This is a genomic window from Rhizobium sp. LEGMi-198b (assembly GCF_054114205.1).
This window is the reverse complement of sequence record NZ_JBSYVH010000011.1, coordinates 87,930-100,806: the sequence shown is the minus strand read 5'-3', so window position 1 is coordinate 100,806 and position 12,877 is coordinate 87,930. Positions and strand designations below refer to the sequence as shown.

9 protein-coding genes are annotated in these 12,877 nt (G+C 58.6%); 2 read left to right on the top strand and 7 right to left on the bottom strand.

Translation table 11 applies throughout. The features are described 5' to 3' along the window. Positions 1-40: 40 nt before the first annotated feature. Together argS and ACXHXG_RS30105 are read right to left on the bottom strand one after the other, a co-directional pair. The gene (gene argS / locus ACXHXG_RS30110) at positions 41-1,801 is read right to left on the bottom strand and encodes an arginine--tRNA ligase (protein ID WP_457901650.1); all 1,761 of its coding nucleotides are present in this window, start codon (positions 1,799-1,801) and stop codon (positions 41-43) included. A gap of 54 nt (positions 1,802-1,855) precedes the next feature. Further along, positions 1,856-3,073: a deoxyguanosinetriphosphate triphosphohydrolase gene (locus ACXHXG_RS30105; RefSeq protein ID WP_283050180.1), complete on the bottom strand. Its 1,218-nt coding sequence runs from the start codon at positions 3,071-3,073 to the stop codon at positions 1,856-1,858. A gap of 314 nt (positions 3,074-3,387) precedes the next feature. Between ACXHXG_RS30105 and erpA the strand changes: the two genes are divergently transcribed. After that, positions 3,388-3,720 carry an iron-sulfur cluster insertion protein ErpA gene (gene erpA, locus ACXHXG_RS30100; RefSeq protein WP_104822921.1) on the top strand — a complete coding sequence of 111 codons (333 nt, stop codon included), beginning with the start codon at positions 3,388-3,390 and terminating at the stop codon, positions 3,718-3,720. Positions 3,721-3,851: 131 nt separating this feature from the next. Beyond that, on the top strand, positions 3,852-4,643 hold the full coding sequence (gene xth, locus ACXHXG_RS30095) for an exodeoxyribonuclease III (RefSeq protein WP_104822920.1): 792 nt from the start codon (positions 3,852-3,854) through the stop codon (positions 4,641-4,643). A gap of 9 nt (positions 4,644-4,652) precedes the next feature. Here the strand turns inward: xth and exoR are convergent, their stop codons facing one another. The 5 genes from exoR to ACXHXG_RS30070 all read right to left on the bottom strand — a co-directional run bounded on the left by exoR (position 4,653) and on the right by ACXHXG_RS30070 (position 12,636). Beyond that, positions 4,653-5,456 carry an exopolysaccharide production regulator ExoR gene (gene exoR / locus ACXHXG_RS30090; RefSeq protein ID WP_104822919.1) on the bottom strand — a complete coding sequence of 268 codons (804 nt, stop codon included), beginning with the start codon at positions 5,454-5,456 and terminating at the stop codon, positions 4,653-4,655. 706 nt (positions 5,457-6,162) lie between these two features. Then, positions 6,163-7,416, bottom strand: a complete 1,254-nt coding sequence (locus ACXHXG_RS30085; protein WP_457901649.1) for an OmpP1/FadL family transporter — start codon at positions 7,414-7,416, stop codon at positions 6,163-6,165. A 411-nt stretch (positions 7,417-7,827) separates the two neighbouring features. Then, entirely contained in the window at positions 7,828-10,671 is a 2,844-nt protein-coding gene (locus tag ACXHXG_RS30080) for a valine--tRNA ligase (RefSeq protein WP_457901648.1), read from the bottom strand. A gap of 121 nt (positions 10,672-10,792) precedes the next feature. After that, entirely contained in the window at positions 10,793-11,722 is a 930-nt protein-coding gene (locus ACXHXG_RS30075; protein ID WP_457901647.1) for a PopZ family protein, read from the bottom strand. Between the two features lie 242 nt (positions 11,723-11,964). Next, complete coding sequence (locus tag ACXHXG_RS30070) at positions 11,965-12,636, bottom strand: protein-L-isoaspartate O-methyltransferase family protein (protein ID WP_457901646.1); 672 nt, start codon at positions 12,634-12,636, stop codon at positions 11,965-11,967. Positions 12,637-12,877: the final 241 nt, after the last annotated feature.

Here is a 12,877-nt window from a genome sequence, read left to right as displayed (position 1 = left end):
TACAGATAAATGCCAGCGCAATGTGGGTAAATGGTGACGTTTATCGCATTTCATCCGGTGCTGCGGTCCCGGTTATACCAAGACCTGACTTCAAAACCGACGCGACAGCGTGCACCAGCCCAAGTCTGGCAATGCTTAATTCTCGGTTCTTATCGTTAACAAATCGTAATTCAGGTAAATCTTTACCTTTATTCCAATGTCCATGGAAGGAACTTGCCAGATCGTAAAGATAAAAAGCGATGCGGTGAGGCTCCTGCGACTGGGCTGCAGCCTCAATGATTCGCGGGAATTCCGCAATCTTTGCGATGAGCTGTAATTCGGTCGGATCGGAGATCGCGCCGCTGACCGCTTTTGCCAGATCGAGCGAGGCAATATCGAGATCAGGGAAGGCTTCCTTGGCCTGCCGGAAAACCGACATGCAGCGCGCATGCGCGTATTGCACGTAGAAGACAGGATTGTCCTTGGACTGCTCGGTCACCTTGGCGAAGTCGAAGTCCAGAGGTTCGGAATTCTTCCGGTACAGCATCATGAAGCGTACAGAATCGCGGCCGACTTCTTCGACCACGTCGCGCAGCGTGACGAAGTCGCCAGAGCGCTTCGACATCTTCACCGGCTCGCCATTACGGAACAACTTGACGAGCTGGCACAGCAGCACCGTCAGTTTCGCCTGACCGTCCGAAACACCACGCGCCACGGCTTCCAGCCGCTTGACGTAGCCGCCATGGTCGGCGCCGAGAATATAGATCATCTCGTTGAAGCCGCGGTCGAACTTGTTCTTGAAGTAGGCGACGTCGGCGGCGAAATAGGTATAGGAGCCATCCGACTTGATCAGCGGACGGTCGATGTCGTCACCCACTTCCGTCGAACGGAACAGGGTCTGCTCACGATCTTCCCAATCTTCCGGCAACTGTCCCTTCGGCGGCGGCAGCGCGCCCTTGTAGACGTATCCCTTGAAGGTCAGGTCGTTGATCGCGGTACGGATCAGGGCGGCACCATTGGCATGCAGCGTCCGCTCGGAGAAGAAGACGTCATGATGGACGTTCAACGCTTCCAGATCGGCACGGATCATCGCCATCATCGCGTCGATGGCGCGTTCCTTGATAATCGGCAGCCATTGATCTTCCGGCATGCCACGCAGCTTGGTGCCGAATTCCTTCGCCAGTGCCTCACCGACCGGAACGAGATAGTCGCCGGGATAGAGACCGGCCGGGATGTCGCCGACCTGCTCGCCAAGCGCCTCGCGGTAACGGAGGAAGACCGACCGCGCCAGCACATCGATCTGCGAGCCGGCGTCGTTGATGTAATATTCCTTGGTAACGTCATAGCCGGCAAAACCGAGCAGATTCGCCAGTGCATCGCCGACGACGGCGCCGCGGCAATGGCCGACATGCATCGGCCCCGTCGGATTGGCGGAGACATATTCGACGTTGACTTTCTGGCCTGCACCAAGGGTCGAGCGTCCGAATTTTTGGCCTTCGGAGATCATCGTCGCCAGCAGGCGCTGCCAATAGCCAACCGAAAGGCGAATATTGATGAAGCCGGGGCCAGCCACCGAAACCTCGGCAACATCGGCATCTTCCTTCAGCTTGCCGATGATGATCTCAGCGAGCGCGCGGGGATTGGTGCCGAGCGGCTTCGACAGCACCATGGCCGCATTGGTGGCGACATCGCCGTGGCTGGGATCTCGCGGCGGCTCCACGCCGATGCGTCCAAAGTCGAGTTCGGATCGCTCTTCCTTCACAATATCAATTTGTTCAAGAGCGTTCTTAATTCTGACTTCGAAATCGGTGAAAAGGTTCATCATAGTGTCCACGCATAGCTTGGGCGGGCCCTGTCGGCCCGACGCCGCCGCTGCCTATCGCAAATCGGGAGTCTGGTCAAACAAACGCCTGTGGGCGCTGATGGCGTAGGTATCGGTCATCCCCGCCAGATAGTCGCCGACATGGCGAGCCTTGGCGGCAACGGCGAGGCCGGCGATATGGTCGACCCAATAATGGCTCTGCATCTCCTGGGGATTGTCCATATAGGCGCGGAACAGATCAGTGACGATCTGCGCGGCGCCGGCGCGGATGCGCATGATATCCGGATGGCGGTAGATGCGTTTGAAGAGCATCTGCTTGATCTGCTTGTCCGTCTCGGCCATTTCCGGAGAGAAGGTGGCGATGATGCGGCCAGCAGCGCGGATATCGGCAACGTTGCTCGGCCTGATCTCGCCCAGCGCTTTTTGCGCAACGGAGATCACATCCTCCACCATGCGGGTGATCTGCCGGCGCATGATCTCATGCGTGAAGCGACTCGGCTCCAGATGCGGATAAAGCGCCCTCACCTCGGCCATCAGCGCCGAAAGAAATGGAATCTCCTCCAGCATCTCGAAATTCAGATAGCCGGAGCGCAGGCCGTCATCGATGTCATGGGTATTGTAAGCGATGTCGTCGGCGATCGCCGCCACCTGCGCCTCAAGGCTCGCAAAGGTCGCAATCTCCAGATCGTGGATTTCGCAATAGTCGAGGATCGGCTGCGGCACCGGGCCGCGCGTGCCCTGCCCATCTGATGTCAGCAGCGGACCGTTGTGCTTGACCAGCCCCTCCAACGTTTCCCAGGTGAGATTCAAACCATCGAATTCGGCATAACGCCGCTCGAGCTTCGTCACGATGCGCAGCGATTGCGCGTTGTGATCGAAGCCGCCATAGGGCAGCAGCACCTCATGCAGCGCGTCTTCACCGGTGTGGCCGAAGGGGGTGTGGCCGAAATCGTGGACGAGCGCCACGCCTTCTGCAAGATCCTCGTCGAGCTTCAGAGCGCGCGCCAAGGCGCGGGCGATCTGCGCCACCTCGATCGTGTGCGTCAGGCGCGTACGATAGTGATCGCCATCCTGCGCGATAAAAACCTGCGTCTTGTGCTTCAGCCGTCGGAAAGCGGTGGTATGCACGATGCGATCGCGGTCGCGTTGGAAATCGGAGCGCGTCGGGCTCGATCCCTCTTCATAAAGCCGTCCACGCGATTCCCGGGGATCGGTCGCATAGATAGCCCGCTCACCATAACCGAAACCCAATGCATGCCTGTCGATCGTCATTATCCATCCATTCCGGCGTTAGAGCGCCCGCGCTTTCGATTGAACGCGTGAAAGTCGCCCCATTCCTTCCAATCCAGAGCATCTTCTCCGCATTTTGATGATGCCATTCAAACTCGGGATGCTCTGGCCCATTGACGCCGCTTCACGGCCTTCATACCTATACCAAAGAAAAACAGCAAAATGGCACATGGCTCAACCATGAAACCTAGCTGTCAACGGCCGCACTTTCATGATAAAGGCTATGGATATCAGCCGTTTGAAAGGCGGACGGCTCATTGGTTCTCTCCGGATCTTGACCCCGGCAGGAGGAAGGCATGACTGAGACGAGTGTAACCCTATCGGACGCAGCGGCAAAGCGAATCGCCGCCATCGTCAGCGCCGAAACCGGCAAGCGAGCGCTTCGCGTCGCCGTCGAAGGCGGCGGCTGCTCCGGCTTCTCCTACAAATTCGATCTTGCCGACGGACCGCAAGAAGATGATATCGTTGTCGAAAAGGGCAACGCTACGGTACTGATCGACCAATTGTCGCTTGTCTACATGGCCGGCTCCGAGATCGATTTCGTCGATAACCTGCTCGGTCAGTCCTTTCAGATCAAGAATCCGAATGCGGTCGCAAGCTGCGGCTGCGGCACGAGTTTTTCGATCTGACTCTCCTGATTTTTTCCACAGATTGATTGCCGGTCGGAAGCTGTTGCTTATGGCCGGTTTTCATTTGGACGGGTGGCCAAGGTCGTTTGCTGCGGATAAAAGAAAAGCCGAAGCAGAGGAGCCATCCCTTCATGAAGATCGCCACCTGGAACATCAACGGCGTCAAAGCGCGTATCGAGAACCTGTGCCAGTGGCTGAAGGACTCCGATCCCGATATCGTTTGCCTGCAGGAGATCAAGACGGTCGACGAAGGCTTTCCGCGCTTTGAAATCGAAGCGCTGGGCTATCACGCCGAGACGCATGGGCAGAAGGGTTTCAACGGCGTCGCGATCCTGTCCAAGATGAAGCCCGACGAAGTGACGCGCGGCCTGCCGGGTGACGACGCCGATGAGCAGTCCCGCTTCATCGAAGCGGTGTTCTCTGTGCCGGGGCATGGCGCGCTTCGTGTCTGCTGCCTGTACCTACCGAACGGCAATCCCATCGATACGGAAAAATATCCCTATAAGCTCGCCTGGATGGAACGCCTGCGGAAATTCGCCGTCGGTCGGCTGGAGCTTGAGGAGCCGATCATCCTCGCCGGCGACTACAATGTTATCCCGGAACCGCATGATTGTTTCGATCCGAAAGTCTGGGAAAACGATGCGCTGTTCCTGCCGCAGACCCGCCAGGCTTTCCGCCAGCTCGAGCATCTTGGCTTCACCGATGCGGTGCGCGCCACGACGGATGCGACCAAGCTTTATTCCTTCTGGGATTACCAGGCGGGCGCCTGGCCGAAGAACAACGGCATTCGCATCGATCACCTGATGCTTTCGCCGGAAGCGGCCGATCGCCTGACGTCGGCTGCAATCGAAAAGCACGTGCGTGCCTGGGAAAAGCCGTCGGACCACGTTCCCGTCATTGCGCATTTCGATTTTCAAGGCTGAGATCGGGGATTATTCGGCGCCGGCGACGTCCAGTTGATGCGCCATGGAAACGGCGACGCGACGGTCGTCTTCGCTGGCTATCGAGAAGGCCTGCTCCTGCAGGTCTTGCATCCATGGACAATCCTTCGGCTTGCACTTTTCGAGCGCCGCCGTCATGAAGGCGAGGCCGCGCACTGACTGGCCTTCCTGGAAGAGAATATTGCCAAAGACGGACATTGCGCCGGGATGGCCGCTCTTACGGGCCTGGTTCAGCCACTTCTTGGCCTGCTGCACATTGGCCGAGCCGCCCTCACCCGCCAGCATCATCTGCGCGAGCTGAAACTGCGCCTCGGGAACGCCGAAGGTCGATGCGACCTGGAAATAGAGCTGGCGCGCCTGATTGAGGTCGACCTTGACCGGGCTGTTTGCAATGCCGGTCTTGTAGTAATTGGCGAGCGCAAGCAGTGCGTTGATGAAGAAGCCGGTATCTTCGGAGCCGGGCTCTACACCCTGCTGGGCGATCTCGCTATAGATCTTGAAGGCTTCGAAATCGTCCTGGGTCACGCCATCGCCGTCGGCATACATATTGGCCAGCGCCCAACGCGAGCCAGTGTGCCCCTTCTCGGCGGCGTAACGATAGGCTTCGACCGCCTCTTCCTTCTGGCCATTCTTGTAGGCCCGGAAGCCGAATTTAAAGAGATCGAAAGGCCCCGATTCCTTCGTGACACCCGCATTGATATCGAATGCCAGGGCCTGGCCTGCGAGTGCCACCGAAGTGGCAAGCGACAGGCTGAGCATCATCATTCTCGCTGATATGAACTCGGACTTAAACATAACAGTCGATTTCTTTCGCTCCATTCGCATCCGCTACGGTGATCCCATCTGCACCGTAAGGCCTGCGAATGTATTCCCTACCGGCGCGCAAACCAGCGAGATCCCCTTTTGAGGAGGTCTGCAGGACACCAGCCCAACGCCATTCGCCACATTTCCGAGCGTAGTCTGAAATTATGTCCAAACGAGCATCCACGCTGACGCGGTCACATGTCGCCCTTGAAACAGCCCGCCGCTTCGCTGTCCAAAGAGAGAGATTTACGATCGAACGGGTGTATGATTCCTTCGGGAAATAATGCGTTTCCGGCTGCGTCGTGAACGTCACCGTTCCGATCCCGAATTGCTCTTTTTTCCGAAGTGTAAACTGACCCATCAACCGTTTACGCACTTTCTACTAAGGCCTTCCCCTGTGCCCGTATAATCGCTGCTCCCCATTTGTGGCGGGAAATGGACAAATTGGGCGCCTGATACACGCCCGTAATCTGTTGAAATAAAGTGTTGCTGATTCGTCACAAAGAGTTTGCCGATCTTGAGGTTTCGTTAACCACGAAACGCTAGGCGAGACGGTTTTGCCGGTCGGATCTGAAAACGGCTTGGCGCCAAACTTGGAATTAAAACGCCGCGAGACCAAAAAGGGCTCGCGGCGCGGGAATCGCTTGAAGCGGCGAGGACGAGACCTCGAAAGCTGCTTCAGTTCAATGATTTACGCTTAGAATCTGACCTTCATCGACGTCGACAGTGCCGCGACGAGATCATTGCCGTAGCTGTAGGTCGCGTCATTGCCGTAGGTGATACCGTTGGAGGTGATGGTGCCGGATTTGCCGCTGGTCAGCAAGCCCAGCGCGCCGGCGAAGGTGAACTCGACATGTTCGGTCGGCTTGTAGGAAAGACCAGCACCGAGCGTCCAGGTATCCGAGCTCAAGCCATAACCCTGGCTGGTGCCGCGATCCCAGCTCAAGCTAAGCGCGCCGCTCCACTGGTCATTGAACTTATGACCAATGCCGCCGGTGATCGTCCAGCCGTCCTGGTAGAGCAGATCGAGCGAGGTGAGCTCGGTCGCACCGCCCGTATGGCAGGATATGCCACGCGTGGAGGTCGGGCAAAGCGCGATGCTCTGCAGAACGCTCCAGTTGGTCCACTTGACCGAACCGAAGGCCAGCCAGTCCGGTGCGATGCCGCTCTGCACCTTCCATTCAAGCGAGTCCGGTGCATCGGCCGAACCGAAGACGGACGTGGCTTTGCCGAAGAACGCGCGGACCGGCGGCAGTTCCGTCAGATCGACGGTGCCCTTGAGGTTATCGTATTTGACCCGGCTGTTGTAAACGAGGCTGGTACGGAGGGCATATTCGGGGATCTCATAGGCAAGACCGGCGCGCCAGCCCCAGCCATGACCGTCGACATCCAGCGAGCCGACACCGTCATAGACGGCGGAAAACGGAGCGGGAACGACGGAGACCAGACGGGACTTGTAGCCGCTGACTTCCTGATAGAAACCGCCGCCGATCAGGCGTAGCTGACCCGGACCCGCATCGAACTTGTAAGAGCAGGTCGCCGCATAATTGTGCGTACGCACCTTGGTCTCGATTTCATTGTTGGCGCCGGCCCAGTTCAGACCCGGATTGGTGTGTGCGCCGAACGGCTCGGAGTAATCGGCCATGCAGTCGATGTCATCGGTAATGCCGATCTTGAAGCCGATATAAGGCACCGCAAAATTCTCGCCGGCATCGACCGAATGCGGACGGCCATTGAGGTTGCCATCGGTCGGATCGATGTCCTTTGCATTCTTCAGCTTACGGTCGGGCATCACATAGGTCACGCCGGACTCGAAAACGTAACGTCCCTTATCGAAAAGTAAGTCAATATCGTAGCCGGCGCGATCAAGCCCGCCCGCAAAAGCGGCGCTGGCGAATGACGAGCCGATAATGAATGCAAATGCGCCCCTCAGCGCAATACGAAATGCCATTGTGTCTCCCCCGATTTCGTATTCATTAATCCGATTGTTGCGACGATCACCCGAATTGGCAATGCGGCGCCGGCAATCCACAATGTTGCGAGATATTGATTGACTTACGTAAGAAAGTGATTTGCACGCCCAATCACAGCCAAGTTTAGGCATTTTTTGCCTCTCTAATCTCTATAATGGGCCCCGGTTAGATTTTCATTCCACACCGCAACAATTCTGTTACAATCTGACAACAGTCCGGCTTTTCAATAAACCCTACCAATTTAGGGGTAACCTTTCTTGCCTGCGCGAAGCTGGAGTGTCTTGAAAAGCGACACATTTTTTTGACGCTTGCCATCGAATCAGCCGCGCAAAGAAAAAGGGCACGCTGCCTTCGCTGCGTACCCTTACATTCAGATTGTTACAGCTTCTTCAGCCGGCTTCGCTGACCCGGTCAAGCGCCACCTTGAGGCTCGAAAGTTGGCCTTCGAGTTCGCCCAAGCGCTCGCGTTCGGCGGCGACGACATCCGGGTTAGCATTGGCGACGAACTTCTCGTTCGAGAGCTTGCCGACGATGCGGGCCATTTCCTGTTCGTTTTTGGCGATCCCCTTTTCGAGACGCGCCTTTTCGGCAGCGAGGTCGATGAGGTTACCGAGCGGCAGGCAGGCTGTCGCTTCGCCGACGATGATCTGCGCCGCACCCTTCGGCGCGGTGTCGGAGAGCGAAATCTTCTCGACACGCGCCAGCCGCTTGATCGCCGCGTCATGGCGGAACAGGCGTTCGCGCGTCAGGCTGTTGGCGCCAACGAGCACCAGCGGCGCGGTGGCGGCCGGCGGCACGTTCATTTCCGAGCGTACGGAGCGCAAACCTGAGACGAGATCGATCAGCCAGTTGATCTCATCGGCAGCGACATCGTCGGCATAGGAAGGCGCCGGCCAATCGGCATGGCAGATCAGGCCATGGCGTTCCCTGCCCTCGCCTGCCGTATGCGCCCACAGTTCTTCGGTCATGAAGGGCATGAAGGGATGCAGCAGCTTATAGGTCTCTTCCAGAACGTAGGCGGCGCAGGATTGCGCCTCCGCCTTGGCGTTCTCGTCGTCACCGCTGAACACGGGCTTCAAGAGTTCGAGATACCAGTCGCAGAACTGGTTCCAGATGAAGCGATAAAGCGAGCCGGCGGCGTCGTTGAAACGATAGGCCTCCAACGCTTCGGTAACATCACGCTCAGTGCGGGCAAGCTCCGTCAGGATCCAGCGGTTGACGGTGAGTTCGGCTGCTTCCGGGACAAAATGCGGATCACTCTTCGCGCCGTTCATCTCGGCAAAGCGCGTAGCGTTCCAAAGCTTGGTGCCGAAATTACGGTAGCCGGCGATGCGGGCCGGATCGAGCTTCACGTCGCGACCCTGCGCCGCCATGATCGCCAGCGTAAAGCGCAGGGAATCGGCACCGTACTGGTCGATCAGTTCGAGCGGATCGATGACGTTGCCCTTGGACTTCGACATCTTCTGCCCGTTCTTGTCGCGCACCAGGGCGTGAACATAGACCGTGTGGAAAGGCTCGACGGGCTCGCCGTTTTCGTCCTGCATGAAATGCAGGCCCATCATCATCATGCGGGCAACCCAGAAGAAGATGATGTCGAAGCCGGTAACGAGCACATTGGTTGGATAGTAGCGCTCCAACTCCGGCGTCTGATCCGGCCACCCAAGCGTCGAGAACGGCCAGAGCGCCGAGGAGAACCAGGTATCGAGCACGTCTTCGTCGCGCGTCAGGATTTCGCCCGGCCTGAAGTTTTCCAGCAAGTCCTCGACATAGGCCTTCATGGGCCCTTCATGCGAAAGATAATGCTGGATGGCGGCCTGCAGCGCCTCTTCTTCCGTCTTCTCGACGAAGACCTGACCGTCCGGACCATACCATGCCGGGATCTGGTGGCCCCACCAGAGCTGTCGGGAAATGCACCAGGGCTGGATGTTCTCCATCCAGTCGTAATAGGTCTTGTCCCAGCTCTTCGGAACGAGCTTGGTGCGGCCTTCGCGAACGGAGGCGATTGCCGGTTCGGCAAGCGTCTTGGCATCGACATACCATTGTTCGGTCAAGCGCGGTTCGATCGGCACACCACCACGGTCACCATGCGGGATGGTATGCTTGTGCGGCTCGATCTTATCGAGCAGACCAGCCTCTTCGAAGATGCGGACGATGATCTTGCGGGCTTCGAAACGATCCTTACCCTCAAGCTCATCCCAGGCGCCATGCAACGCCGCCGGATTGTCGACACCTTCGAGGAAATCCTCGTTATCCTTGATGGTGACGCGGGCATCCGGCGTCAGGATGTTGACGACGCGAAGGCCGCGACGCTTGCCGACGTCGAAGTCGTTGAAATCATGCGCCGGCGTCATCTTGACGGCGCCGGTACCCGCGGTCGGATCCGGATATTCGTCGGCAACGATCGGAATGCGCCGGCCGACGATCGGCAGGGTAACATGCTTGCCGACGATCGCCTTGTAGCGTTCGTCACTCGGATGAACGGCGACGCCGGTATCGCCGAGCATGGTCTCCGGGCGGGTGGTGGCGACAACGAGATAGTCGCGCGTTTCCCATTCCGTCGGCTTGCCACTTTCATCGAAAGCGATCGGATGTTGATAGGTGACGCCTTCTTCGAGCGGATAGCGCAGATGCCAGAGATGGCCGTTGACCTCATGCTGCTCGACTTCGATATCCGAAATCGCCGTCAGCATTTTTGGATCCCAGTTGACCAGCCGCTTGTCGCGATAGATCAGGCCTTCCTTGTAGAGCGTGACGAAGACTTCGAGAACAGCCTTGGACAAGCCCTCGTCCATGGTGAAGCGTTCGCGCGACCAATCGCAGGAAGCGCCCAGGCGCTTCAACTGGTTGAAGATCAGGCCGCCCGATTCCGCCTTCCATTCCCAGACTTTTTCGATGAAGGCGTCACGACCCATGTCGCGGCGGCCGGGCTGCTGCCTCTCCATCAACTGGCGTTCGACAACCATCTGCGTGGCAATGCCGGCATGGTCCATGCCCGGCTGCCAGAGCACATCCTTGCCGCGCATGCGCTCGAACCGCACCATGATGTCCTGCAGCGTGTTGTTCAGCGCATGGCCCATATGCAGCGAACCGGTGACGTTCGGCGGCGGGATGACGATGGTGAAGCTTTCCGCGCCGGGCTTGGCGTTCGCACCAGCGCGAAAGGCGTCGGCCTCATCCCATTTCTGGGCGATCTTCGGTTCGACGGCGGCGGAATCATAGGTCTTGTCGAGCATTTGGGGACCGGATCTGGAGGGTTCGGTGATGCGGGTTGTAAATAGGATGGTCGCGGGCAAGTCAATAAAAAAGCCGCCCCGGAAGCCGGAGCGGCGGATCGTCTACCCGGGGCTCAGGCTGTCAGCGACGCGGGCCGCGAGCCACTCGTTCGATTTCCTCGCGCACGAGACGCTCGACCAGAGTCGGCAGATTATCGTCCAGCCATTCCTGCAGCATCGGCCGCAGCATCTCCTGGGCGATTTCGTCAAGCGACCGGCGCTCGCTGCCATCGATGGCAGCCGCGAGCTCGCCGAAGGAACGGGCAACCTGCGCACCGGCCGCTTCCGACATCAACGAGGATGTAAGCTCAGCCTGCACTTGCGGCAGGTAGCGATCCGCGGCTGTCGTAGATGGCGGCTGATTGAAAACCGGCATCTCAACTGAAGCGGCCGCAGTAGGAGCAATGGCAGCAGCCTTGCGCTCTTCGATCGACTCAGGCTGTGGTTCGATCTTGGCTGGTGCAACCACAGCTTCGGCGAGAAGGGCAGCGGCGGGCGGGGCCACGACCGGCGAGGTCACTGCCGGTGCAGGCGCTTCGGCGATCGCGCTACGCAAGGGCACGTCGGCGACCGGATCGACACGCGGCTCGGCAAGACGCGCGGCCATGGCCGGCGGCAATTCGCGCGGTTGCGGCGTGTCGCGTGCCGAACTCAGTTGTGCGGCATTGCGCTCGGAAGCGGCACGAACGCGCGCGGCGACATCGGCGAGCGACATGGTGCGGGCGGGCGCTTCCGGCTCGCGCATCGGAATCTGCGAATTGGCGGCGACAAAACGCGGCTCGGGGACAGCGGCTGCGGCCGACGGCACGTCATCCATTTCGGCAGCAGCAAATTGATCATCGACCGTCAGGTGGATATCGTCATCCTGCTCATCATCGGCAAGGGTATAAACAGCAGGCAGAGACGGCGAAATGGATTTGCCGGCGCCGGGCTCGTTGTTCTCGATGATCCGGCGGATCGACGCCAGAATCTCTTCCATGGACGGTTCACGCACTACACTTGGCTGAGCCATATTCATCCCCGTTTTCCCAGACAACGACCGGATTCCCGCCAAAGCAGCGCCCGAATCAGCGCCAGCGTAGAATACTACCCTTGGGAAAAAAATCACCGCGACAGCACTAAGCCACCTGATGCACAGTTTTGTTACGGTGGCTGCGAATCACCTGATATTGTGGACTTCTCTCTCCAAATCCCCAACGAAAAACGGGCGCCCGAAGCGCCCGTCTCAAAAGGATGGTTCAACCGCTTAAGCGGTCAGAATACGAATGCCTTGGCCTTGGCAAAGCCCGGCAGCGGTTTGACCGAAGCGTTGAAGAAGACGTTTTCGGAAAGGGCGCCACGCTCGCGTATGAAGACGGTGGCGCGCGCGGCGTGGCCATAGCCGAGGACGACGATCAACCGGCCACCTTCGCCAAGCTGGTCAAGAAGCACCTGCGGCACTTCTTCGACCGAACCATCGACGAAAATCACGTCATAGGGACCGCTGCCGGCATGGCCTTTTTCCAACTCGCCGGTGATGACGGTCACGTTTGCCTGACCGAGCGCGGCGAGATTGGCCTTGGCTTCTGCAGCCAGCGCCTCATCGGATTCAAGTGCGACAACGGTGCCTGCAAGGATCGACAGGAGTGCCGAGACGTAACCCGTGCCGCAGCCGACATCGATAACCTTGTCTTCCTTGGTGATTTCACCGAGCTGCAGCAGCTTTGCCAGCGGCGAGGCTTCCATCAGGAAACGCGCCGGCTTGCCGGAAGCTGCGGGGCTGACCTCAATGTCATTGTCGATATAGGCCAGGAGCTTCGACTTCTCCGGCACGAAATTCTCGCGCGGTACCGTCAAAAACGCGTTCAACACGGAATGGGAGGTGACATCCGTCGTGCGGATCTGGTTCTCGACCATTTTCACGCGTGCTGCTTCGAAATCCATCATATCCTCTCGCGCCCAAAGGCAAAGCCGGGGTTGCTGTATGCTCAGCGTGTCTTAATCGCGTGCGGCTACGCTTTCAAGGCATCGCAGCGTCGGGCGTAGAGATTCATGGCATGGCGTCGCGGCGCAACAACAGGCGTTCCCTATTGTGCGCGAGTCAAATCGATGCCTCAACCCGGAGCCAATGGACGCTAAAGCAGGAACAAACTGCCGCACCTAGAATAAAGCGTGGCGGAACATTGGA

What these genes read in the sequence shown, in the direction of transcription:
- exoR (WP_104822919.1), bottom strand. Translation starts at nt 5,456, where the DNA reads ATGTTTAAGTCCGAGTTCATATCAGCGAGAATGATGATGCTCAGCCTG.
- xth (WP_104822920.1), top strand. Translation starts at nt 3,852, where the DNA reads ATGAAGATCGCCACCTGGAACATCAACGGCGTCAAAGCGCGTATCGAG.
- ACXHXG_RS30105 (WP_283050180.1), bottom strand. Translation starts at nt 3,073, where the DNA reads ATGACGATCGACAGGCATGCATTGGGTTTCGGTTATGGTGAGCGGGCT.
- ACXHXG_RS30075 (WP_457901647.1), bottom strand. Translation starts at nt 11,722, where the DNA reads ATGGCTCAGCCAAGTGTAGTGCGTGAACCGTCCATGGAAGAGATTCTG.
- argS (WP_457901650.1), bottom strand. Translation starts at nt 1,801, where the DNA reads ATGAACCTTTTCACCGATTTCGAAGTCAGAATTAAGAACGCTCTTGAA.
- ACXHXG_RS30070 (WP_457901646.1), bottom strand. Translation starts at nt 12,636, where the DNA reads ATGATGGATTTCGAAGCAGCACGCGTGAAAATGGTCGAGAACCAGATC.
- erpA (WP_104822921.1), top strand. Translation starts at nt 3,388, where the DNA reads ATGACTGAGACGAGTGTAACCCTATCGGACGCAGCGGCAAAGCGAATC.
- ACXHXG_RS30080 (WP_457901648.1), bottom strand. Translation starts at nt 10,671, where the DNA reads ATGCTCGACAAGACCTATGATTCCGCCGCCGTCGAACCGAAGATCGCC.
- ACXHXG_RS30085 (WP_457901649.1), bottom strand. Translation starts at nt 7,416, where the DNA reads ATGGCATTTCGTATTGCGCTGAGGGGCGCATTTGCATTCATTATCGGC.